Annotated in this window: 18 protein-coding genes; 16 read left to right on the forward strand and 2 right to left on the reverse strand. The window is 61.8% G+C overall.

The window, feature by feature from the left end; genetic code table 11:
• The first annotated feature begins 109 nt into the window (after positions 1 to 109).
• Entirely contained in the window at positions 110 to 523 is a 414-nt protein-coding gene (locus J3P79_RS14310) for a hypothetical protein (protein WP_434603456.1), read from the forward strand.
• A gap of 128 nt (positions 524 to 651) precedes the next feature.
• Here the strand turns inward: J3P79_RS14310 and J3P79_RS14315 are convergent, their stop codons facing one another.
• Positions 652 to 5,520 (reverse strand): NAD-glutamate dehydrogenase, encoded by a 4,869-nt coding sequence (locus tag J3P79_RS14315; RefSeq protein WP_434603458.1) that lies wholly within the window; start codon positions 5,518 to 5,520, stop codon positions 652 to 654.
• Between the two features lie 430 nt (positions 5,521 to 5,950).
• Between J3P79_RS14315 and J3P79_RS14320 the strand changes: the two genes are divergently transcribed.
• On the forward strand, positions 5,951 to 6,304 hold the full coding sequence (locus tag J3P79_RS14320; RefSeq protein WP_434603460.1) for a hypothetical protein: 354 nt from the start codon (positions 5,951 to 5,953) through the stop codon (positions 6,302 to 6,304).
• 79 nt (positions 6,305 to 6,383) lie between these two features.
• Here J3P79_RS14320 and J3P79_RS14325 read toward each other — a convergent pair whose 3' ends face one another.
• A complete protein-coding gene (locus J3P79_RS14325) occupies positions 6,384 to 8,528 on the reverse strand; it encodes a WG repeat-containing protein (protein WP_434603462.1) in 2,145 nt (714 codons plus the stop codon).
• A gap of 242 nt (positions 8,529 to 8,770) precedes the next feature.
• On the opposite strand from J3P79_RS14325, the gene J3P79_RS14330 reads away from it, so the two are divergent.
• The 14 genes from J3P79_RS14330 to J3P79_RS14395 all read left to right on the forward strand — a co-directional run bounded on the left by J3P79_RS14330 (position 8,771) and on the right by J3P79_RS14395 (position 23,153).
• Positions 8,771 to 9,796, forward strand: coding sequence for a LacI family DNA-binding transcriptional regulator (locus J3P79_RS14330; protein ID WP_434603464.1), 1,026 nt, complete (start codon positions 8,771 to 8,773; stop codon positions 9,794 to 9,796).
• A gap of 85 nt (positions 9,797 to 9,881) precedes the next feature.
• A complete protein-coding gene (locus J3P79_RS14335) occupies positions 9,882 to 10,664 on the forward strand; it encodes a sugar phosphate isomerase/epimerase family protein (protein WP_434603466.1) in 783 nt (260 codons plus the stop codon).
• On the forward strand, positions 10,657 to 11,622 hold the full coding sequence (locus tag J3P79_RS14340; RefSeq protein WP_434603468.1) for a sugar kinase: 966 nt from the start codon (positions 10,657 to 10,659) through the stop codon (positions 11,620 to 11,622). The genes J3P79_RS14335 and J3P79_RS14340 overlap by 8 nt, the downstream gene beginning before the upstream one ends.
• Before the next feature lie 52 nt (positions 11,623 to 11,674).
• Positions 11,675 to 12,970 (forward strand): MFS transporter, encoded by a 1,296-nt coding sequence (locus J3P79_RS14345; RefSeq protein WP_434603470.1) that lies wholly within the window; start codon positions 11,675 to 11,677, stop codon positions 12,968 to 12,970.
• Between the two features lie 17 nt (positions 12,971 to 12,987).
• Complete coding sequence (locus J3P79_RS14350) at positions 12,988 to 13,965, forward strand: 2-hydroxyacid dehydrogenase (protein WP_434603472.1); 978 nt, start codon at positions 12,988 to 12,990, stop codon at positions 13,963 to 13,965.
• A 406-nt stretch (positions 13,966 to 14,371) separates the two neighbouring features.
• On the forward strand, positions 14,372 to 14,842 hold the full coding sequence (locus J3P79_RS14355; protein WP_434603474.1) for a hypothetical protein: 471 nt from the start codon (positions 14,372 to 14,374) through the stop codon (positions 14,840 to 14,842).
• Positions 14,843 to 14,865: 23 nt separating this feature from the next.
• On the forward strand, positions 14,866 to 15,264 hold the full coding sequence (locus tag J3P79_RS14360) for a hypothetical protein (RefSeq protein WP_434611471.1): 399 nt from the start codon (positions 14,866 to 14,868) through the stop codon (positions 15,262 to 15,264).
• On the forward strand, positions 15,261 to 16,085 hold the full coding sequence (locus tag J3P79_RS14365; protein ID WP_434603476.1) for an ATP-binding cassette domain-containing protein: 825 nt from the start codon (positions 15,261 to 15,263) through the stop codon (positions 16,083 to 16,085). Before J3P79_RS14360 ends, J3P79_RS14365 begins: the two co-directional genes overlap by 4 nt.
• Positions 16,086 to 16,310: 225 nt before the next feature.
• Positions 16,311 to 17,270, forward strand: a complete 960-nt coding sequence (locus tag J3P79_RS14370; RefSeq protein WP_039589986.1) for an AAA family ATPase — start codon at positions 16,311 to 16,313, stop codon at positions 17,268 to 17,270.
• Positions 17,271 to 17,281: 11 nt separating this feature from the next.
• Complete coding sequence (locus tag J3P79_RS14375; RefSeq protein WP_434603478.1) at positions 17,282 to 18,226, forward strand: DUF58 domain-containing protein; 945 nt, start codon at positions 17,282 to 17,284, stop codon at positions 18,224 to 18,226.
• Positions 18,223 to 18,717 (forward strand): DUF4381 domain-containing protein, encoded by a 495-nt coding sequence (locus tag J3P79_RS14380; RefSeq protein WP_434603480.1) that lies wholly within the window; start codon positions 18,223 to 18,225, stop codon positions 18,715 to 18,717. Before J3P79_RS14375 ends, J3P79_RS14380 begins: the two co-directional genes overlap by 4 nt.
• Positions 18,710 to 19,789: a vWA domain-containing protein gene (locus J3P79_RS14385; protein ID WP_434603482.1), complete on the forward strand. Its 1,080-nt coding sequence runs from the start codon at positions 18,710 to 18,712 to the stop codon at positions 19,787 to 19,789. The genes J3P79_RS14380 and J3P79_RS14385 overlap by 8 nt, the downstream gene beginning before the upstream one ends.
• Entirely contained in the window at positions 19,786 to 21,519 is a 1,734-nt protein-coding gene (locus tag J3P79_RS14390; protein WP_434603484.1) for a tetratricopeptide repeat protein, read from the forward strand. The genes J3P79_RS14385 and J3P79_RS14390 overlap by 4 nt, the downstream gene beginning before the upstream one ends.
• Positions 21,516 to 23,153 (forward strand): BatD family protein, encoded by a 1,638-nt coding sequence (locus J3P79_RS14395; protein WP_434603486.1) that lies wholly within the window; start codon positions 21,516 to 21,518, stop codon positions 23,151 to 23,153. Before J3P79_RS14390 ends, J3P79_RS14395 begins: the two co-directional genes overlap by 4 nt.
• The last annotated feature ends 67 nt before the right edge of the window (positions 23,154 to 23,220 follow it).

The following is a 23,220-nucleotide window of genomic DNA, read 5'->3' on the forward strand; positions in this document are numbered from 1 at the left end:
TCGCGCCTTTGCGGCACACACCCTCGATACACCTGCGCGTTTAACTGCACACACCGGACAGCAGCACACCGCTGCACTGGCCCACTCAATCAAGCGCAGGAGAAACACCATGTTCAATTTCTCGAAACTCTCGTCCCTGGCAATCGCCCTGACCTTGGTTGGCGGCGCCACGCTGTCGAACATCGCCGCGGCCCAAAGCGCATCGTCGTCTTATGACCAGGCTGCACATCAACTGGTTGAAGGTGGTTCCGATCGTTTGATCCAGAATCGCGTGGCTGAAGGCGGCTCTGACCGCCTGATCCAGAATCGTGTGGCTGAAGGCGGCTCTGATCGCCTGATCCAGAATCGTGTGGCTGAAGGCGGCTCTGATCGCCTGATCCAGAATCGCGTAGCCGAAGGCGGCTCTGATCGCCTGATCCAGAATCGCGTAGCCGAAGGCGGCTCTGATCGCCTGATCCAGAATCGCGTGGCTGAAGGCGGAGCTGATCGGTTGCAGGAGCTGCGCGAACGCAGCCCTGTCTGATAGCGGTTTTCTGTGGCGAGGGGATTTATCCCCTCGCCACAAGAGCTTTCTGGCCTTCATGGGCTGAAACATTACCTATAAAAAAACCCCGCATCTCTCAATGCGGGGCTTTTTTATTCAACGGCGGATCAGTTGGCCGTAACGACCGCCTGCCCACTCAACGCCAAGTCCAGCAGTTCGCGGTTGGCGACTGCGTACATGGCATAGTCAGTGCCGCTGGCGGCACGGATGTCCACCAGCATGGCGCGCCAGCGCTCGACCATTTCATGATGCTGCTCGAGCCACAACGCCAGGCGGGTTTCCACGTCCTGGGTACCATCGCCTTCCTGCAGGACCGAGATGGTGATCGCCCGTTGCTGCCAGTCGATATCATCGCGGAACGCTTCACGGGCCAAGGCCTGCCAGTTGTTTTCCACCGGCAGTGCGCTGATCTGTTGCAGGTACCAGGTAATGTCCAGGGCGCTGCCCACGGCGAAGTAAGCCTTGGCCACATCAGCGGCGTTCTGACCAGTAACGTCGGAAGCCTCGATGATTGGCAACAAGGTGTACAGGTGCGTGGTGCCGGCAACCATGCGCGCCAGCAGCTCCGGCACGCCAGCGGCCACGTAGGCCTGGTAGCGGGTCTGCCAGCCTTCGCGCGTCGGGCCTTCCAGCAATTCGTCGAGCTTGAGGCCCAACGCCGCCAGGTGCGGACCGAAGTGAGCGACGTCACGGGCAGCGTTCTGCTCGTTGCGGCGGCTACGCAGGAACCAGCGCGTGGCGCGACGGCCCAGGCGCATCAGCTCGTCCATCAGTTCCAGTTGCACGTCGGCCGAAACCTGGTGGTCCAAGGCTTCTATTTGGCGGAACCAGTGCGGAAGGTGAAAGATATCTCTTACGATCACATAAGCACCGGCCACGTTCGCCGGGCTCATGCCCGTCGACTCTTTCAACCGTTGGACGAAGGTAATGCCCATGTGGTTGACCAGGTCGTTGGCGATCTGGGTGCTGACGATCTCGCGTTTCAGGCGATGGCGACGCATGGCTTCGGAGAACTTGCTCACCAGGGTTGGCGGGAAAGCCGTCTCCATGTCGCGGGTCAGGTAATCGTCGTCCGGCACCAGGGAGTTGAGCAGCGCTTCCTTGAGGTCGATCTTGCTGTAGGAGATCAGCACCGACAGTTCGGCACGGGTCAGGCCATGGCCCGCCGCGACACGTTCGGCCAGCTGTTCTTCGGTCGGCAGGAACTCGATGGCGCGGTCCAGCTTGCCACGGGCTTCCAGGTCATTCATCAGGCGCTTGTATTCGGCGATCCGCACGAAGGCGCGACGGGCCGCCAGGGACAAGGCCTGGGTCTGCTTGTAGTTGTTGCCCAACACCAGGCCACCGACTTCGTCGGTCATGCTCGCCAGCAACTGGTTGCGCTGCTTGTCGGTCATGTCGCCGGCCTGCACCACTTCGTTGAGCAGGATCTTGATGTTCACTTCGTGGTCGGAGCAGTCCACACCGCCAGCGTTATCGATGAAGTCGGTGTTGGAGCCGCCGCCATGGAGGCCGAACTCGACGCGACCCAATTGGGTCATGCCCAGGTTGCCGCCCTCGCCCACGACTTTGCAGCGCAGTTCGTTGCCGTTTACGCGCAGCGCGTCGTTGGCCTTGTCGCCGACATCGGCATGGCTTTCGGTGCTCGCCTTGACGTAAGTACCGATACCGCCGTTCCACAACAGGTCCACCGGTGCCTTGAGCAAGGCGTTCAGCAGTTCGGTCGGGGTCAGCTTGTCAGCCTTGATGTCGAAGCGCTCTTTCATCTGCGGCGAAATCGCGATGCTCTTCGCGCTGCGCGAGAAGATACCACCGCCTTCGGACATGATGCTGGTGTCGTAGTCCGTCCAGGCTGAACGCGGCAGGTCGAACAGGCGCTTGCGCTCGGCGAAGCTGCTGGCCGGCTCCGGGTTCGGGTCGATGAAGATGTGCAAGTGGTTGAAGGCCGCGACCAGTTGCAGCTTGTCGGACATCAACAAGCCGTTGCCGAACACGTCGCCGGCCATGTCGCCGACGCCCACCACGGTGATGCTGTCTTCCTGGACGTCGATGCCACGTTCGCGGAAGTGACGCTGAACGCCAACCCACGCACCCTTGGCGGTGATGCCCATCTTCTTGTGATCGTAACCGGCAGAACCGCCGGAGGCGAACGCATCGCCCAACCAGAAGCCGTAGTCGATGGCGATGCCGTTGGCGATGTCGGAGAAGGTCGCGGTGCCCTTGTCCGCCGCGACCACCAGGTACGGGTCATCGTCGTCATGACGCACGACATTGGCCGGCGGTACCAGCGCGCCGTCCTTCAGGTTGTCGGTGATGTCCAACAGGCCCGAGATGAAGATGCGGTAGCAGGCGATGCCCTCGGCGGCGATCTCGTCCCGGCTGCCGCCCAGTGGCAGGCGACGCGGCAGGAAACCGCCCTTGGCGCCCACCGGCACGATCACCGAGTTCTTCACTTGCTGGGCTTTTACCAGGCCCAGCACTTCGGTGCGGTAGTCTTCTTCACGGTCGGACCAGCGCAGGCCACCACGGGCAACGTTGCCGAAGCGCAGGTGCACGCCTTCGACCCGTGGCGAGTAGACGAAGATTTCGAACTTCGGCACCGGCTTCGGCAGTTCCGGAATCAGGTGCGGGTTGAACTTGAAGCTGAAGTAGGACTTGTTCTGGCCGTTGGCGTCGGTCTGGTAGAAGTTGGTCCGCAGGGTCGCCTTGATCAGGTCAAGGTAGCGACGCAGGATGCGGTCTTCGTTGAGCACCTGCACCTCGTCGAGGGCCGACAGGATCGCCTGCTCCAGACGCAGTTGCTTGTCTTCCAGATCGTCGCCGGTCAACTTGCGCGCCAGGTAGAAGCGGGTCTTGAACAACCGGGTCAACTCGCGAGCGATGTCGGTGTGGTTGTTCAGGGTGCTGGCGATATAGCCGAGATCGAAGCCCAGGCGGATCTGCTTCAGGTAACGGGCGTAGGCACGCAGCAGCGCCACGTCGCGCCATGGCAGGCCGGCAGTCAGCACCAGGCGGTTGAACGCATCGTTCTCGGCATCGCCGCGCACGATGTGGACGAACGCGTCCTGCAAGGTGTCGTTGAGTTGCTGGATGTCGAGGTCCAGGCCTTCGGCGGCGGTGAAGGCAAAGTCATGAATCCAGAATTCGCGACCATTGGTGTGGCGCAGACGGTACGGGAATTCACCCAGCACGCGCAGGCCGAGGTTTTCCAGGATCGGCAGCACGTCGGACAGCGCCAGCGGCGTGTCGGCGTGATACAGCTTGCAATGGAGCTCGCGCTGGCCGGACACCTGGCCCAGCGGCTGGTAGAAGCTCATCACCAGCGGGTTCTTTTCGTTCAGGCTCAACAGATGCTGCATATCGACCACGGCCGAGTGCGCGGCAAAGCGCTCGCGGTAGCCGGCCGGGAAGCCTTTCGGGAAGTCCGACAGCACGTTGGTGCCCTGGGCTTCGCCGAAGCTCTCGATGACCAGGCTGGCGTAGTCGTCCTTCCAGCTGCGGCAAGCCTGTACGACTTCTTTTTCCAGCAGCAGCGGGTCGATGTCGATGCGGTTCTTCGGGTCCACCCGCAGGATCAATTGCACGCGGGCCAGTACGGATTCGGAGAAGAAGGTCCAGAACTCGCAATCCGACGCTTTCAGGCGCTCCATCAGCACTTGCTGGATCTTCTGGCGCACTTCGGTGGAATAGATATCGCGCGGCACGTAGGCCAGGCAGTAGCAGAAACGGCCGTACGGGTCTTTGCGCAGGAATACGCGGATCTTGTTGCGTTCCTGAATCTGCACGATGGACATGACGGTGCTGAACAGCTCGTCCACCGGAGTCTGGAACAAGTCGTCGCGAGGCAGCACTTCGACCACCTGAGCCAGTTCCTTGCCCAGGTGCGCCTTGGCCTGGAAGCCGGAGCGACGTTCGATTTCCGCGACCTTGCGACGGATGTACGGGATGACCCGCACGCTCTCGCCATACACCGAAGAGGTGTACAGGCCCATGAAACGGCATTCCTTGATGACGTTGCCGTCGGCGTCGATTTGACGGATCGAGACATAATCCGGATAGGCCGGACGGTGGACACGGCTCGGATGCGCGGCCTTGGCGAACGACAACACAGTCGGTTCGCGCAGGTAATTGACGGCGTAGTCTTCGATGCGCAGGTCTTCGGCGGTCAGGCCGGCGCGCAGCAACTTGGTCAGGCCGAGGAAGGACTCGGAGTCGTACTCGATGTGACCGCCATCGGCTTCATCACGGACCACGAACTCTTCGTAGCCCAGGAACGTGAAGTGGTTACCCACCAGCCATTCCAGGAAACTCTTGATTTCGGCTTTTTCATCGGCGTCGGTGGCATAGGCGCTGTTGTCCAGGCTCGCGAGGATTTCCTGGACCTTGGCCTTCATCGGCTCGAAATCGGCCACGGCCACGCGCACTTCGCCCAGCACTTGCTCAAGTTCCTTGCTCAGGACATTGAGTTCGGCGGCGTTGGCGCAGCGGTCGATTTCCAGATACATCAGCGACTCTTGCAGCACATCGTCGCCCTGGGTGCCCTTCGGCAGGATCTCCAGCAACTCGCCCTTGCTGCCGCGACGCACGCTCAGGACGGTGGTTTGCAGGGTATGGATGCTGTAGCCGCGACGGTTCAGCTCGGTGCGGACCGAATCCACCAGGAACGGCAAGTCATGGTGCAGCACTTCGACGGCGGTGTGGGTCGACTGCCAGCCGTGGCGTTCGTAATCGGGGTTGTAGACGCGCACCTGCGGTTGCGCGTGGTCAAAGCGCTCAAGCAGGCGCCAGGCGGACAGGGTGCAGCCGGCGAGGTCGGACAACCGGCGCTGGGTAAGTTCATCGAGGGAAATGATGCCGAAGAATTGTTCAGCGAACAGCGCCACTTGTGGCAGTGCCTGTTCACTGATGTGCTGCGCCAGTGCCGCTTGCAGTTGATGCTGGAAGTCGGCTTTGCTGGCTGCGGTGAAGAACGCCATCTGTGGTACTCCGCTTGGGCTTGTTATTGATGAAAGCGTCGCGTGCAGCCCCTTTCGGGGCCGTCGGCCATCCCGTTCCTGATTCTCGGGCAGAGGAAACAGGATGACAGGTGGGTGAAGCTGGACGCGACCCGCAGGTCACATCCTTTTCCAGGTAATTTCAAACGAATGACCACCTGCAAAAAACACTCCGCGATGCCCTTTGCAGGTGCACATCCGTTGCGCAGCTTAACGAGTGCGACAACGTGCCTGCTTGCAGCGCTGCGACATATTCGGTCATCGGCTAGCGTTATAGCCCTCATGCACCGAACAACCCTAGCAGCCTTGGGGCCAAACGGCACCCCGTGGCGGTAATCCAGCAGAAATTCGCCGGGGCTGGCAGAATTCCGCTTTGCCTCCCGCAAGGCTCACCGGAGCCAGGACCCCTCACATGAAAATGACCACCGCCCTGCTGATTGCCAATCCATGCGATGACGAAGAAGACAACATGGCCATGCTCTGTTGCCATAGCGCGCAGGGCGAGATGTTCCTGATGACCCGCTACCCGGACGAAGACGAGCTGGAGATCACCCTGGACGGCGAGCCCTCGACGCTGGACGGCGTCAAGGTCACCCTCGGCCCGACCCTGCTGAAGATCGAGATCGCCGCGGCGGATGCCGATGTGCTCAATGGCGATGATGTGTTGGAGATTACCTACGACCCCAACGTGACGGACGTGGCCGAAGTGGAGTTGACCTTGCAGAACATCCTCAAGGGCACGGGAACCTACGTAAGCCAGCTCTAAGCTGCAGAGACGAACGCGCTCCTGTGGCGAGGGAGCTTGCTCACTCGCCACTTGATCAGTGACCCAGCCGTTATTCGTCTTACTTCACGAGACTGCCATCGGCGTCATACACCAGGTATTCGTCACTGTTACTCGGATCCCTCACGTAGTAACGGGCCTCATTGCCGTTATCCGGCACTTTCATACTGGTGTACGACCCCAGGTCCTTGATCACCTTGTTGTCCTGACTGATCAAGACCAACGAGGTCCCCCCACCCGCCCGGATGGCCGCCGCGTAACGGGTCTGGAACGCGTTGATCTGCTGGTAATCCAGGGGCACTTGCAACCGGCCCGCCAAATCGATGGCACCGTAGCTGTCATCGCGCCCGACCACTGCCATGCCGTTGGAAAACGGCGTCACTTCGTCATAAGGCAACTTGATCGGTAGTCGCGCGCCCTGGCGATCGATAAAAACGAATTTCTTGCTTTTAGCGTCCTGCACCAGCAGCGGTTGCTGGCCCACAAACCGGCCGATCACGTTGTAGCCCTGAAGGTTGATGCGTCTACCTTGCAGGTCGAAAACGTCCTGTCGGCTACGATCGGCGGAGCTGGCGTAGAGCAAGCCTTCGCTGTGCTCGATGCCGGAGAACTGCGTCGCCAGGATTTGCTTGCCGTCCAGCGTATAGGCGCCATACAAGCCTTCCATGAGATCGGTTCGGTTGCCGATACGGGCGATGAACAGGTTGTCAGCCACGGTGGGGTTGACGAATTTCATCGGCAAGACGAAGCGATGATTCCTCGCATCGTAGAGCCCATAAGGTCCGTTGGTCTCACGCTCCACCAGCAGCAGGCCATCACGCAACTTTTCGGTGATGTGTTCGAACGGCAGGTCTATGAGCGTGTTGCTACCGTTGGAAAAATAGGCGAGCTGGCTGCGCAACCCTTGCCACTCGGACTCAGGGTCGCTGGACTTCTCCGGGGAAAAAAACGTGTAGGTATCGGCCATCGGGGTATCTTGCACCTGCACCCAACGGGGCTTGATCAACCACTGACCGGCGTGGTCGATGAAGCCATAGCGCTCGGCGTTCCGATCCAGGGCGATGTACCGCGCTTGTTGCGCAAGGACGTTGCCGACCTGAGTGAACTCAACGGTGCTGTCTTCCATCGGGTCGAGCACATGAATGACGATACGCTGCGGGGTGGCCTCGAACTGATAGTCGACCTCGGTGTTCTGCAACGGCCCCACCTGGGCGGCCAGCACCTCGGTCAAGCGCTCCAACTGCTGCTGCACCGCCTGGCCGGTCTTGAGCTGCTTGAGATCGTCCTTGGTCTGTAGCAGCGCTTGGTAAAAGTCATGCAACGCCGCGATATCGCCCTCGGAAGGGAACGCCCGGGAGCTGTTTCCGTTGCTGTAGAGCGCCCTGCCCGCACCGTCCAGCCCCTGCACCACGAAGGTCGCCAGTTTCGACGTACTCAAGCGCACGGAGGCGCTGCCATCGCCCAGGGCCATTAGCTGGAAGGACTGGCCGTCGTCCAGGGTGACTTTCGGGCGATCCTTGTCCAGCACCACTTTCCTGAATCCCGGGTAGCTGCGGTAAGCGACCGTCAGGCCGAGACTCGCCAGCGGCTTGTTCACCGGCAGTGCGAAAGCGTCATGGGACGAAACCATCTCATCGGACTCAACCGTGGGCGGCGCCTTGAGGTCGGCGAAGTTTTTTTCGCTGCCATCGCGAAAACGCAGGCGCTGCGGCAGGTACTGCTCGGTCGTCGCCTGATCCGGCATGGCGGCGCGCTTCCAGAGCGGATCAAGAGCACCGGTATCGAGCCGCACTTCGGAACCGTCAGCGAACAGCTTCTGGGCAAACCGCAGGTATTGGATCGACGCCAATTCGGCTTTCAACTGCGCGCTGGTGAACGGGACAAACAGCTGCTCGTATTGCAACGGCTGCTCGCCGGCTGGTTCGGTCGTCTCGACGGTCAGGCTCAATTCGACATCACTGAGCAACTCCAGGGACCTGAGGGTCTCACCGGTGTCTTGAATCAGGTAATTGAGGCGCTTCTCCACCTCAGGCAGTGCTAACGTGCCGATATCTTCCATACCCCCTTCGTTCAATTGCGCGGCGGCGAAGCCTTCATCGGCTGGCGCGCCGCTGTGGCGAAACAGGATGTAGGACGCGCAGCCCACCACCAACAGGGCCACACTCAGTATCGACAGCAATCTCAAACGAGGCTGGGTAAAGTTCATGGTGGCTTCGGTAGTCCAAGGGCTGGAGAAGGCAGGCAGCTAAGCACACGCCGTCGCCTGCTGCAAATCGCCCGATTGGCCCGGTTCTGCCAAGGGCCTGCTGGATCGCCGCCGCTGTCCGACTGAAGCGAACCACCGTCGGTCGTATCTCTGAACCATCGCCCTTGACGAACGAATGAATCCTGGTGTTTCCTGAAACCGGTTTCAGAACCTCAATAAATCCAATAAGCAGGTTTCAATCCGTGAATTCTTTCTCCGCCGCCCAGCGCAACCGCGTGACCATGCTGGATGTCGCTGAACGCGCCGGGGTCTCCAAGGCCAGTGTCTCGCGTTTCATCGGCGAAGACCGCGCCCTGCTCTCCGAGGCCATCGCCCGGCGCATCGAGCAGGCGATCAGCGAGCTGGGCTACCGGCCGAACCAGATGGCCCGTGGCCTCAAGCGCGGGCGCACGCGGCTGATCGGCATGCTGGTGGCCGATATCCGCAACCCTTATTCAATTGCCGTGATGCATGGCGTGGAAACCGCCTGCCGTCGCCATGGCTACAGCCTGGTGGTCTGCAACACCGACCGTGACGACGAACAGGAACGCCAGCACCTGGCGCTGCTGCGTGCCTACAACATCGAAGGGCTGATCGTGAACACGCTGGGGCATCACCGTGATGAACTGTTCGAGCTGCGCAGCGAGATGCCGATGGTGCTGGTGGATCGCAAGGTCGATCGGCTCGAAACCGATCTGGTCGGACTGGACAATCCGGCGGCCATCGAGATGGCCCTCGATCACCTCGAACAGCGCGGCTACCGCGACTTGCTGCTGGTGACCGAGCCGTTCGATGGCACCAGTTCGCGGATCGAGCGGGTCGAGAGTTTCAAGGCCGGCATCGAACGACGCCCTGCCCTGGCCGGCGCCGTGGTGGAAACTTGCGAACAGCTGCTCCCACGCATCAAGACCTTTCTCGCCCAGCCGGACCGTGGCCCCAAGGCGCTGTTCTGTGCCAACGGCATCGCCGCGCTGGCGGCGACCCGCGTACTTCGCGATTTGGGTTGCCACTTGTTCAATGATATCGGCCTGATCGCCCTCGACGACCTGGACTGGTACCCCTTGGTGGGCAGCGGCATTACTGCCCTCGCCCAGCCCACCGCCGAAATCGGCGCCAGCGCCTTCGAATGCTTGCTCAAGCGTTTGCGGGGCGACAACGGGCCGGTGCAGACCCTGGATTTTTCGGCGCGGTTGATTGAGCGTGGGTCGACGCGTGGAGTTTTGCGGTAATTGGCCTGGCCTGCTCGCGAAAGGGACCTGAAGCACAACCTTTTTTTTGACCAAAACTGAAACCGGTTTCAGAGGTACAACAACAATGACCAAACCACCCGTTTCCATCAGTCTCTCCAGCTACGGCGCCGACCTCGTACGCCAGCGCGGACAAGACAGCTTCATCGACTTGCTGGCCGCCGCCGGCGCCTCGCGCATCGAATGGCGCGAAGAGTTGCTGACCACCGAACAGCCCGCCGAACTGGCCGCTGGCGCGCGGGCCCAGGGGTTGGAAAGCATCTACTCCTCACCTCTGGAGCTCTGGCTCCCCGGCCAGCCCAGGCCCAATCCCGCCCTGACCTCCACCCTGCAACGTTGCGAGGCATTCGGCTCGGCGTGGTTGAAGGTTTCCCTCGGCCAATTCACCGACTCCCACAACGTATCGGCCCTGGCAGACGTCCTCGCGGCAACCCCGGTGCAACTGCTGGTGGAAAACGACCAGACCTTGCAAGGCGGACGGATCGAACCCCTGCAACGCTTCTTCGCTGCGGTCGAAGCACACGGTCTACCCATCGCAATGACTTTCGACATCGGCAATTGGCAATGGCAGGACCAATCAGCCACTGCGGCCGCCCGCCAGCTCGGAAGGCATGTGGCGTATGTGCATTGCAAGGCCGTGGCCCGGCGCGCCGATGGCAAGTTGGTCGCCGTGCCACCAGCCGCGACCGACATGCACCTTTGGGAACAATTGCTCAAGCACATGCCGGTCGGCGTGATGCGCGCCGCCGAGTACCCGCTACAAGGCGATGACCTGCTGCAATTGACTGCCGAACACGTTGCCCTTCTGTCCCGTCTCGGGCAATCGCGCCGGGAGATTGCCCATGCCTGAGTTCGATGTGCTGTCGTTCGGCGAAACCATGGCCATGCTGGTCGCCGACGAAACCGGCGAACTGGCCGGCGTCAACCAGTTTCACAAACGCATCGCCGGCGCCGACAGCAATGTGGCCATCGGTTTGTCGCGGCTGGGGTTCCAAGTGGCGTGGCTCAGTCGGGTAGGCGCCGACTCCCTGGGACGCTTCGTGGTGCAGGCGCTGGAGAAGGAAGGACTGGATTGCCGACACGTGGCCGTCGACCCGGCGCACCCCACTGGCTTCCAGCTCAAGTCCCGCACCGACGACGGCAGCGACCCGCAAGTCGAATATTTCCGTCGTGGTTCGGCGGCCAGTCACTTGTCGATCGACGCCATCGCCCCGGCGCTGCTCGCCGCTCATCATCTCCATGCCACCGGCATCGTGCCCGCGCTGTCGACCACTGCACGGAAGATGTCCTTCGAACTGATGACCCGCATGCGCGAGGCCGGACGCAGCCTGTCGTTCGACCCCAACCTGCGCCCGAGCCTTTGGGCCAGCGAAGCGATGATGATCCGCGAGATCAACCGCCATGCCGCCCTCGCCCACTGGGTCTTGCCGGGCCTCAGTGAAGGCCGACTGCTGACCGGCTTCGATGACCCTGCCGACATCGCGGCGTTCTACCTGGACCAAGGCGCCGAGGTCGTGGTGATCAAACTCGGCCCGGACGGTGCTTACTACCGCACGCCGCTGGACCAGGGATTCGTCGCCGGCGTGCCGGTGACCCGAGTGGTGGACACCGTGGGCGCTGGCGATGGCTTCGCCGTGGGCCTGATCAGCGCATTGCTCGAAGGCCTCGACGTCACCGAGGCGGTACGGCGCGCGAACTGGATCGGCAGCCGCGCGGTGCAGAACCGTGGGGACATGGAAGGACTGCCAACGCGCCTTGAATTGTCGGCTGAATTTGAATCCGCGCTTCGCGAGCCTGCTCGCCAATGAGGCAACCGCAAACACCTGCTGCATAAAAACAACAAGCTCAGGAGTCATAGACATGCAAACGATCAACCTCGCCAGCCGCCGCTGGTGGTACATCATGCCCATCGTCTTCATCACCTACAGCCTCGCCTACCTCGATCGGGCCAACTACGGCTTCGCCGCGGCCTCGGGCATGGCCGAAGACTTGATGATCACGCCGGGGCTGTCCTCGTTGCTCGGCGCGCTGTTTTTCCTCGGTTACTTTTTCTTCCAGGTGCCCGGGGCGATCTACGCGCAGAAGCACAGCGTGAAGAAACTGATATTCGTCAGCCTGATCCTCTGGGGCTCGCTGGCGACCCTCACCGGCGTGGTCTCCAACGCGTATTGGTTGATCGTGATCCGCTTCATGCTCGGCGTAGTGGAAGCGGCCGTGATGCCGGCGATGCTGGTCTACCTCTGCCACTGGTTCACCCGGGCCGAACGCTCGCGCGCCAACACCTTCCTGATCCTTGGCAACCCGGTCACCATGCTGTGGATGTCGGTGGTCTCGGGGTACCTCGTCGAGCAATTCGACTGGCGCTGGATGTTCATCATCGAGGGCCTGCCGGCGGTGCTCTGGGCCTTTGTCTGGTGGCGCCTGGCCGACGATCGTCCAGCCCAGGCCAAGTGGCTCAGCGACCAGGAAAAACACGACCTTGAAACGGCGCTGGCAGCCGAGCAGGTCGGCATCAAGGCCGTGAAGAACTATGCCGAGGCCTTCCGCTCGCCCAAGGTGATCATCCTGGCGCTGCAGTTCTTTTGCTGGAGCATCGGCGTCTACGGTTTTGTGCTGTGGTTGCCGTCGATCCTCAAGGCGGGCCTGAAGATGAACATGGTCGAGGCCGGCTGGCTGTCATCGCTGCCGTACCTGGCGGCCGTGATCGCCATGCTGATCGTGTCCTGGGCGTCGGACAAGGTGCAGAAACGCAAGCGTTTCGTCTGGCCGCCGCTGCTGATTGCCTCTATCGCGTTCTATGCCTCCTACCTGCTCGGCGCTGAGCATTTCTGGTGGTCCTACGCCTTGCTGGTGATTGCGGGCGCCTGCATGTACGCGCCCTACGGGCCGTTTTTCGCCATCGTCCCGGAAATCCTCCCGGCCAACGTGGCTGGCGGCGCCATGGCGCTGATCAACAGCATGGGCGCCCTGGGATCGTTCGGCGGCTCGTACCTGGTGGGTTACCTCAACGGTTCTACCGGCTCCACCGGCATGTCCTTCCTGTTGATGAGCGGCGCGCTGCTGTTGTCGGTGATGTTGACCCTCGCCCTCAAGCCCGGCGCCAGCGACCGGGTTGTGTCCAAGACTGCGACGCCCCACCCGGCGCCTGTCCGTTAACGAATCGGAAAAATCCTATGAAAAAGCATGTGGTGTTGTACAAGAAACTGTCAGCGCAACTGATGGAACGCCTGCAAGCGCAGTTCCAGGTCACCCTCATCGAACGTCTCGACGCCCAGGGCCTGAGACAACTGCGCGACGCTCTGCCCAGCGCCCATGCTCTACTGGGCGCGAGCATCAAGCTGGATCCGTCGCTGCTGGACCTGGCGCCTAACTTGGAAGCGATCGCCAGCGTCTCGGTGGGCGTCGACAATTACGATATCGACTACCTGACCCAACGCCGCATCCTACTCACCAACACGCCGAATGTGCTGACCGAAACCACCGCCGACACCGGCTTCGCCTTGATCCTGGCAACCGCCCGGCGCGTGGTGGAACTGGCCAACCTCGTTCGCGCAGGCGGTTGGCAACAAAGCATCGGCCCGCGACATTTCGGTAGCGACGTCCATGGCAAGACCTTGGGCATCGTCGGCATGGGCCGCATCGGCGAAGCCTTGGCCCAACGCGGCCACTTCGGTTTCGGCATGCCGGTGCTCTACCACAGCCACTCGCCGAAACCCGCTGTCGAGCAACGTTTCAACGCGCGCTACTGCGACCTCGATACGCTGCTGCAACAAGCGGATTTCATCTGCCTGACCTTGCCCTTGACCGCTGAGACCGAAGGCCTCATCAATGCAAGGGCATTTGCGCAGATGCGCCCCGAAAGCATCTTCATCAATATCGCCCGGGGCAAGGTCGTCGACGAAACCGCGCTGATAGAGGCCCTGCGCAGCGGACAGATCCGTGGCGCCGGGCTGGACGTTTTCGAGCGCGAGCCCCTCGATGCGGATTCGCCGCTGTTGCAGATGGACAACGTGGTGGCGACGCCGCACATCGGCTCGGCGACCCATGAGACCCGGGAGGCGATGGCGCGTTGTGCCGTGGAGAACCTGTTGGCCGCATTGGCGGGTGAGCGACCGAAGAATCTGGTAAATGCGGGGGGTTGGAAAGGCTGAGTCGTCTACCCCAGGGATAAACCCGGCCGCGGCGCGTGTGGCGAGATGGATTGTCCCCTCGCCCCTGTTCCGTTGACCCTGGCTAATGGATACCTGACTGATTCAGCACACACGAATCCTGCTCTCTGCCCTCATGGCATTTCATCCAGAGGTGATTAAACCTTTCAAACTATTGAAATCTATAACTGAAAAAGCGAATTCCAGGGAAAGCGCTTTTTCCTACACCGGCGTCTTACCGATCGCCAAGACCAAACCTACGCTATCATCGGAAGTTGCGCTCTATTCCGCCTAGATGCCTGCTGCTATTAATTATGCACTTGCGAAAAAACACGCAAGTTAGGTGATTCGCCACGCGACTGAATATTAAATCGCAAACCATGACCCTATAAAAATCACAGAGGGTCACATGCATCCTATGCAAACATTCATTAGAGCTGCGTGCAAAAAATATACGACGATTCTGATATCAACCGTTGCAACAATTATTGCTCTCAAACTTATCGCCCTGGCCCCACCCTTGCTTTTGGGTAGTATTGTCGACACCTTACACGGCGAAAAAATCTCAACACCCAACACGCTACTGATACTTACAGCAGGTCTTATTTTCGCCGGTTGCGCACAAGCCATTATCAGCCCGCTCCACATTCATTTTTTGGCCAAGCTCGTGCAGCAAATCGTCATGGATGCGTCTGTGGAGTGGCTGGCAAACCTCATGCGCAAGGAGTTTGTGCATTTCAATTCATGGAGAGTCGGGCAGTTCATAAAATCCGTTGAGCGCGGAATCACTGCTCATGAGCAACTGCTGACTTTTTTGTCACCGTCGGGCTACCGTTATGCCTGGAGTTCCTTATCGTCGGAGGCGCTTTTTTCTACATAGGCGGTAGTGATGTTTTTTTGAGCATGACCGGCTTGGGAACTATCTATTTGCTGGTCACCCATAAGATCATCCGATGGCGCCGCAAGCACATCGAAGCGGTCAACGACCAGGAAGATGAATTGAGTGCGCGGCTATACAACACCCTCAGCGCTGGCAAAGCGATAAAACTTGAAAACGCCGAGCTTACCGCAACGCAACCGTTGAACGAGGCCTTCAAGGGCTACGCCAATGAAGCGTTGATCGCGGCAAGCTCCGGGGGTTTTCTGAGCGCCGCCAAGATTCTGTTCGTCAGCCTCTCGACGGGCGGATTACTGGCATGGGGGGTTGTTGATCAGCTATCGAGCCAGCCCAGCATCAGCGTCGGGCAGCTGGTTGCCATTTTTTCAATCGCGGGAGTTATCTGCTCAGTATTTCAACCTTGACTGAAGGGTATCGTGTTCTTGATCAGTTCCTGGCGGACCAGCGTCAATTTCAGGGTCTGCTATCACTCCCGAACTTCGATCGCAGCAATCGGCTGGCCTTGGTTGATTCCCAGCGTGCCTCAGTTCTGGAACTCGGACCCTGCGAAGTGGAGGGAACGGGACCGCTTCGCCTGTCGATCAAACGCTCCCTGGCATTTGCTCAAGGGCAGTCAGTGGCCGTTACGGGCCCTAGCGGCGCAGGCAAAACCACTTTTCTGGAAGTCCTCGCAGGGCTTGATGTATCAAAGCGAGACCTACTGAGCATCGACTCGGTACCGGTCTCACTTTTGACCGGCCAAGCTCACTTGGACGCCTTGAGGTACTGCCCCCAACAACCACGGTTTCTGGAAGGCTCTTTTGAACAATCAGTTCTGTTCGGAAGCAGCGCATCGCCAATTTTGTCTAGGGCCATACGGCAATTGGAATTGGATGAGATCGTGACTACACGGCAAGTCAGCGAAAATGCCTCGAATATCTCCGGAGGCGAAGCCAAACGCCTATCGCTATTGCGCCTGATCAACAAGCCTGGAAAATTCAATATGTTCGACGAGCCAAGCGCGTCCATCGAACCTAGGCTGACCACGCCTCTATGGGACCTGTTATTCGACGTTTTTGCCGGGCAGGGGTTGATATGTGTCACCCATGACATTGACCACCTGCATCGGTTTGACCGGGTGATTGTGATGCATGACGGGGCAATCGTGGAGGACGGTCCGTGGCTGGATCTTATCGACAGGCCAGCAATCAAGCTGCTGGTGGATGAGATTCGGATGCAAAACTAGCGAAGATTGGAGTTGAATGTGCCGCCGTCATCGCGAGCAAGCTCGGCTCCCACAACACTACGCCTTCGCGAGCAAGCCCGCCCCCACGCCAGGTCCAAACCGATCACAAATCCACACACCCATCAAAATCCCGTTAGTCGCCACCCCCTGCCATGCATTAAAGTAACGCCCCCAGCCCCGGCGTTATCCAATCGCCTGGGCCACCCTTTCCAGGAACAGTCATCGATGGAACATCGTGAAGCGCTGCTGGCGCTGCGAACCTTTCTTTCTACGCAGATTCTCGGCCAGGAAAAACTCATCGAGCGCCTGCTCATCGCCCTGCTTGCCGACGGGCACATGTTGGTGGAAGGCGCGCCAGGGCTGGCCAAGACCAAGGCGATCAAGGAGCTGGCCGAAGGGATCGAAGCGCAGTTCCATCGTATCCAGTTCACCCCCGACCTGTTGCCGGCCGACATCACCGGCACCGAAATCTACCGTCCGGAAACCGGCAGTTTCGTGTTCCAGCAAGGGCCGATATTCCACAACCTGGTGCTGGCGGACGAGATCAACCGGGCTCCGGCCAAGGTTCAGTCAGCCTTGCTCGAAGCGATGGCCGAACGGCAAGTCAGTGTCGGACGCAGCACTTATGAGCTGTCGCCGCTGTTCCTGGTGATGGCGACACAGAACCCGATCGAGCAGGAAGGCACGTACCCCCTGCCCGAGGCCCAGCTCGACCGATTCCTGATGCACGTGAAAATCGGCTTCCCGGACGCAGCTGTGGAGCGCCGCATCCTGCAACAGGCCCGGGGCGAGGCACTGAACGGCGAGACCAAGCCCGAGCGGCGCGTCAGCCAGCAGGCGATCTTCTCGGCGCGCAAGGAAATCCTCGGGCTGTACATGGCCGACGCCGTGGAGGAATACTTGGTGCAACTGATCATGGCTACCCGCAACCCAGCCAAGTTCGACCCGGAAATGGCCGAGTGGATCGCCTACGGCGCCAGCCCACGCGGCTCGATTGCCCTGGATCGCTGCGCCCGTGCCCACGCCTGGCTGGCCGGGCGCGACTTCGTCAGCCCGGAAGATATCCAGGCCGTGCTGTTCGACGTGCTGCGCCATCGCATCATCCTGTCGTTCGAAGCCGAGGCCGCCGGCATTGACCAGGACCGGGTCGTGCAGCGAATTCTCGACGTCGTCGCCGTCGCTTGAGTATCGACGTCGTGAACAACCCACTCGCGCCGGTCCCGGGCATCCGCGTCAGCCTTTCGGAGCTGATCGAGATGCGCCATCGCGTGCGTGAAGTGCAGTTGTTCTCCACGCCTGGCCAGCGCAGCCCGCTGATCGGCCTGCACCACTCCAAGCTGCGCGGGCGCGGGGTGGATTTCGACCAGGTGCGGGTCTACCAGGCCGGCGATGATGTGCGCACCATCGACTGGCGCGTCACCGCACGTACCCAAGAGCCCCACACCAAACTGTTCCATGAAGAGCGCGAGCGACCGATCTTCATCATGATCGAGCAAAGCCATCGCCTGTTTTTCGGCTCAGGACTGATTTTCAAGTCGGTGCTGGCCGCCCGCGCCGCGAGCCTGATCGGCTGGGCCGCGCTGGGGCACAACGACCGGGTCGGCGGACTGGTGTTCGGCAACAATACCCACTACGAAGTCAAACCACGGCGCAGCAAACAGAGCCTGTTGCAACTGCTCAACCGTCTGGTGCGGGTCAATCAGTCACTGCAGCCCGACGGCGAATCCGACCGCGACTCATTCGGCGTTGCCTTGCGCCGGGCCCGGGAAGTGCTGCGTCCGGGCAGCCTGGCGATCGTGATTTGCGACGAGCGCGCCTTGTCCGACAGCGCCGAGCAGCAACTGAGCCTGTTGTCGCGTCATTGCGACCTGCTGCTTTTGCCGCTATCCGACCCGTTGGATCACGCCCTGCCCGCCGCCGGATTGCTTCGCTTTGCCCAGCGTGGCGAGCAATTGGAGCTCGACACACTGAATCTCGAGTTGCGCCAGACCTATCGCGCCCAGGCCGAAGCACGGCTGGAGCGCTGGGAGATGTTGGCCCAGAAGCTGCGGATCCTGATGCTGCCCTTGAGCACCCAGGGCGACATGGTCGAACAATTGCGCGAGTACCTGAACCCCAAGCGGCCGGGGAAAGCCCGATGAGCAGCCTGGACCAGTTGCAGCCACTCATGACCCCGCCGCCCATCGAATTCTGGCCGCCCGCGCCGGGCTGGTGGCTATTGCTGGTGTTGCTGCCCCTCCTGGGAGTGGGTGCGTGGCAATTGCGCCGGTTCATTCCCGTCAAGCGCAACAACGCACGGGCCGAGCAGCCGCTGGATCCGGTGCGACTGGCCGCGCTGGCCGAGCTCGCCCTACTGGCCAAGCCCTACGACGGCGCGCCGGCCGGCGCCTGGTTGCAACAGCTCAATGGGCTGCTCAAGCGGTTGTGCCGCAACCACTATCCCTACAGCCAGAGCCACACGCTCAACGGGCGCAAATGGCTGGCCTTCCTGGATAACCGCTGCCCGGCCGCGGGCCTGACCCGGTGGATGATCCTCGTGGAGGGCGCCTACAAGCCTGAATGCAAGCTCGATGACAAAGCCATCGCCGGCCTGACCCAGGCCGTCGAGATCTGGATTCGCAAACATGTTTGAGTTCGCCTGGCCGTGGATCTTCGTCCTGTTGCCGTTGCCCTGGCTAATGCGCCTGGTACTGCCGGTTGCGGACAGTGGCGAGCCGGCGCTCAAGGTCAGCTTCCTGGACGAGCTCGAAGGGTTGGTGGGCCGGCGGGCCCGGGCCAATCTACCGACATGGCGCCAGCAGGCCCCCTTCATCCTGCTTTGGCTTTTGCTGTTGATCGCCGCCGCCCGCCCGCAGTGGCTGGGCGAGCCGCTGCCGATCGCCGCGAGCGGTCGCGACCTACTGGTGGCGGTGGACGTGTCGGGATCGATGGATTTTCCCGACATGCAATGGCACGACGAAGACGTCAGCCGTCTGGCGCTGGTCCAGCGCATGCTCGGCGACTTCCTCGAAAGCCGCGAAGGTGATCGGGTCGGCCTGATTCTGTTTGGTACCCAGGCGTATCTGCAGGCGCCGCTGACGTTCGACCGCCACACCGTGCGGGGCTGGCTCGACGAAGCGCGCGTAGGCATCGCCGGCAAGAACACTGCCATCGGCGACGCCATCGGCTTGGCCCTCAAGCGCCTGCGTCAACGTCCGGCGCAGAGCCGCGTGCTGATCCTGGTGACCGATGGTGCCAATAATGGTGGCCAGATCGATCCCCTGACCGCGGCGCGGCTGGCTGCCGATGAAAGCGTGAAGATCTACCCGATCGGCGTAGGCGCCGACCCGGAACAAAGTGGCACCGCCGGTTTCCTGGGCGTCAACCCGAGCCTGGACCTCGACGAAGCGACGCTCAGGGAAATCGCTCAAGTCACCGGCGGCCAGTATTTCCGGGCCGAGGATGGCGAGCAACTGTTGGCGATCAAGGCGAGCCTTGACCAACTCGAACCAGTGACCCAGCAACCAACTCAAGCCCGCCCAGCCCATGCCTTGTATCAGTGGCCCCTGGCCGTTGCGCTGGTATTGAGCATGTTGCTGGTGGCCCGGGAACGTTGGCCGGACAATCCGTTGCAACGCCTGTTCACCCAGCCGCTGTTCCAACCCTCGCACCCCTCCGAATGGCGCCAGCGGCTCAAACGCCTGCGACTGCGGAGGCGCCGATGATCGCGCTCTGGCCGCATTGGCTGCGCCCCGGCTTCATCCTGCTGCTGCCGTTGCTGGGCTGGCTGCTCTGGCAGCTCTGGCATCGGCAAAAACGCGTGGGCCGCTGGCAGATGATCCTGCCTGCGGCGTTCCATGGAGTGTTGCTCAGCGGTGGCAGCGGTCGCGAAAGCAAGCTGCCCTGGATTGCCCTGGGCCTGGGCTGGCTGTTGATGGTGCTGGCCTTGCTTGGTCCCAGCTGGACACGCGTCGAACAGACCAGCCAGAAACCCGCCGATCCGTTGGTGATCATCCTCGAACTGACGCCAGAGATGCTCGCCACCGACGTCCCGCCCACCCGCTTGGAACAAGCCCGGCGAAAAGTGCTGGACGTGCTGCACAACCGCAGTGACGCCCAGACCGCGATCATCGTGTATTCCGGCAGCGCCCACACCTTGGTGCCGCTGTCCGATGACTTGGCCACCAGCGCCAACCTGCTCGAAGCGCTGGCGCCATCGATCATGCCCCAAGGCGGCCATCGCGCCGACCTGGCCGTGAACAAGGCCATGGCCCTGCTGGACCAGGCCGGGCTCGGCCACGGCCGGATCCTGCTGATCGCTTCGTCCCTGAACGAGCAGGAGCGCCAAGGCATCCGCCAGGTCATGGACGGCTCCGCCACCCGCTTGCTGATGCTCGGCATTGGCACCCGTGAAGGCGCGCCGGTGGCCCAGGACGATGGCAGTTACCTGAAGGACGCCCAGGGCGCGATCCTGGTGCCGCGCCTGGACAGTCCGAGCCTCAAGTCCTTCGTCAATGAGCTGGACGGCCGATATCGCCCGGCGCGTCTGGACGACAGCGACCTGCGCGGCCTGGGCCTGCTGGACGGGCCGCGTCAACTGCGCAGCGATGGCCAGACATTGCGCCTCGACACCTGGGCCGACCAGGGTTATTGGCTGCTTTTGCCGTTGTTGCTGCTGGCAGCGTGCGCCGGGCGACGCGGTTGGCTTTTCTGCCTGCCGTTGTTGTTCGTATTGCCGCAAACCGGCCACGCTTTTGAGTTCGAGGATTTGTGGTTGCGTCCCGACCAGCAGGGCCAGCATCTGCTCAAGCAAAAACGCCCGGCCGAGGCCGCTGCCCGTTTCGAGGACAGCCAATGGCAAGGCGTCGCCCTGTACGAAGCCGGCGAGTACGGCGAAGCGGCCCGACGATTTGCAGAAGGCAACGACGCCCGTTCCCACTACAATCGCGGCAATGCCCTGGCCCGCAGCGGTGAGCTGGAGGCTGCGATCGATGCCTATGAGCAGGCCTTGGAATTGCAACCGGACCTGCGCCCGGCGCAGACCAACAAAGCCCTGGTGGAAAGCCTGCTGAAGGAACAGACTCCGCCCCCGGACGAGCCCAAGCCTGCCGAAAACCAGGAACAGCCTGCCACGGAGCAACCGCAGGAGGCCGACAGGCCGAGCCAGTCATCCGAGCAGGGCCATCCCTCCTCCGAAGCGACAGCCACGCCGGACGACGACCAGGCGCCCGAAGCACCACCACCCGGCGCCCAGGATGTACCGGGCAGCGAGTTGCCCGACGAGCAGACCACCACCCCGCCGCTTCGCCCGGCGGCGGGTCAACGCAACGAAGAAGAACAACGCCAGGCGCTGGAACAATGGCTGCGCCAGATCCCGGACAACCCGGGTGAGCTGCTCAGGCGCAAATTCTGGTACGAACAGCAAAGCCACCAGGCCCAGGAAAAAAACCGATGACCCGCTTCACCGCCTACCTCCTCGTCTTGCTGTTCTGGGCTGCCGGGTCCCAGGCTGCGCAGTTGACTGCCAGCGTGGATCGCAGCCGGCTGAATTCCGGGGAAACCGTGGAGCTGACGCTGGAATCCAACGACGCCACGCTGTTCGGCAAGCCTGACCTGAGCCCGCTCCAGGCCTTATTCGACGTACGAGGCACCCGCCAGGTCAACCAACTGACCACCCTCGACGGCGAGAACCGCGCTACCACCCGCTGGATCGTCACGTTGCTTCCCCGCCAGAGCGGCACTGTGGTGATTCCGGCGCTGCAATTGGGCGAAGTGGCCAGCCAGCCGATCACGTTGCAGGTGATCGAAAGCGAGACCCGCAACGCCTCCGGCACCCTCGCGCCGGTGTTCATCGAAGCCAGCCTCGACCAGGCCGAAGTGTATGTACAGGCCCAGGCTATCCTGACCTTGCGCATCTACCATTCAGTGTCGCTTTACGACGACAGCAGCCTGACCCCCCTGCACATTCCCGACGCACGCACCGAGCAACTGGGGGAATCGCGCACTTACGAGAAAGTCATCAACGACGTGCGCCACGGCGTGATCGAACTGCGCTACGGCATCTATCCGCAGCGTAGCGGCGAGCTGGCGGTCCCGGCCCAGACCTTCAGCGCCACGCTGGTCGAGCCGGCGGCCCAGGGCAACGCGACGCCCGGCGCCAAGCCCGGCCAACTGATGCGTGTGAGTTCCACGCAACTGCAGCTGGCCGTCAAGCCAAAACCCGCCAGCTATCCGGCCGACCTTCCCTGGCTACCGGCCCGCAGCCTTTCCTTGAGTGAAAGCTGGAGCCCGGAACCGACCCACAGCCAGGTCGGTGATTCACTGACCCGCAGCCTGACCCTTGAAGCCGAAGGCTTGACCAGTGCCCAATTGCCGCCGCTGCCTGCCACTGAGATCAACGGCCTGCGCCGTTATCCAGACCAGCCGGTGCTCAGCAGTCGCAGCAGCGAACGCGGCCTGGTGGGCAGTCGCGAAGACCGCGAGGCGTTGGTGCCCAACCGCAGCGGCACCATTGAGCTGCCACCGGTTGAAGTGGTCTGGTGGAACACCCTGGAAGATCACCTGGACCGCACCAGCCTCCCCGCGCGGACCCTGCAAGTGGCGAACAATCCAAGCCTGATGGTCGACACGCCAGCGGGCACGACGCAGATCGTCACGACCGTCGACAGCGAGACGCTTTGGTACTGGCAGTTGAGCACGCTCATCCTGACGTGTACGACGCTGCTCGGTTTCGGCCTGTGGTGGCGCGCCCGCCGGCAACCCGCCGTCCTGCGTTCGACCCAGGCCGGACCTAGCCCACGCACCCTGCTCGATGACCTCAAGCGCGCCTGCCTGGCCAACGACCCGCACGCCACTCGCCAGGCCTTGGACGCCTGGGCCCGGCAGCAACCGGAAACCCTGGCCGACATGGCAGCGCGCTTCGTGCCACTGTCCGACGCCCTCGACGGCTTGAACGGCGCCCTGTACAGCGAGACCGGCCAGCTTTGGCAAGGCGAAGACCTCTGGCGCGCCATTCGCGCCATTCCACCCTTGGAGGGAGCACCGGACGCTGCCAGTGATTCCAGCCTGCCGCCGCTTTATCCCAAATAGCGGGGCTCCAATGAGCTTCAGTGGCTATAACGGCCCGCCCGACAAAGTTGAGCAGCCCCTCGCCAGC

This window comes from Pseudomonas sp. R1-7, assembly GCF_051132105.1.
GTDB lineage: Bacteria > Pseudomonadota > Gammaproteobacteria > Pseudomonadales > Pseudomonadaceae > Aquipseudomonas.

Excerpts from the sequence above, each read along its gene's own strand:
- J3P79_RS14310 (WP_434603456.1), top strand. The coding sequence starts at position 110 with ATGTTCAATTTCTCGAAACTCTCGTCCCTGGCAATCGCCCTGACCTTG.
- J3P79_RS14315 (WP_434603458.1), bottom strand. The coding sequence starts at position 5,520 with ATGGCGTTCTTCACCGCAGCCAGCAAAGCCGACTTCCAGCATCAACTG.
- J3P79_RS14320 (WP_434603460.1), top strand. The coding sequence starts at position 5,951 with ATGAAAATGACCACCGCCCTGCTGATTGCCAATCCATGCGATGACGAA.
- J3P79_RS14325 (WP_434603462.1), bottom strand. The coding sequence starts at position 8,528 with ATGAACTTTACCCAGCCTCGTTTGAGATTGCTGTCGATACTGAGTGTG.
- J3P79_RS14335 (WP_434603466.1), top strand. The coding sequence starts at position 9,882 with ATGACCAAACCACCCGTTTCCATCAGTCTCTCCAGCTACGGCGCCGAC.
- J3P79_RS14340 (WP_434603468.1), top strand. The coding sequence starts at position 10,657 with ATGCCTGAGTTCGATGTGCTGTCGTTCGGCGAAACCATGGCCATGCTG.
- J3P79_RS14345 (WP_434603470.1), top strand. The coding sequence starts at position 11,675 with ATGCAAACGATCAACCTCGCCAGCCGCCGCTGGTGGTACATCATGCCC.
- J3P79_RS14350 (WP_434603472.1), top strand. The coding sequence starts at position 12,988 with ATGAAAAAGCATGTGGTGTTGTACAAGAAACTGTCAGCGCAACTGATG.
- J3P79_RS14355 (WP_434603474.1), top strand. The coding sequence starts at position 14,372 with ATGCATCCTATGCAAACATTCATTAGAGCTGCGTGCAAAAAATATACG.
- J3P79_RS14360 (WP_434611471.1), top strand. The coding sequence starts at position 14,866 with ATGACCGGCTTGGGAACTATCTATTTGCTGGTCACCCATAAGATCATC.
- J3P79_RS14370 (WP_039589986.1), top strand. The coding sequence starts at position 16,311 with ATGGAACATCGTGAAGCGCTGCTGGCGCTGCGAACCTTTCTTTCTACG.
- J3P79_RS14380 (WP_434603480.1), top strand. The coding sequence starts at position 18,223 with ATGAGCAGCCTGGACCAGTTGCAGCCACTCATGACCCCGCCGCCCATC.
- J3P79_RS14385 (WP_434603482.1), top strand. The coding sequence starts at position 18,710 with ATGTTTGAGTTCGCCTGGCCGTGGATCTTCGTCCTGTTGCCGTTGCCC.
- J3P79_RS14390 (WP_434603484.1), top strand. The coding sequence starts at position 19,786 with ATGATCGCGCTCTGGCCGCATTGGCTGCGCCCCGGCTTCATCCTGCTG.
- J3P79_RS14395 (WP_434603486.1), top strand. The coding sequence starts at position 21,516 with ATGACCCGCTTCACCGCCTACCTCCTCGTCTTGCTGTTCTGGGCTGCC.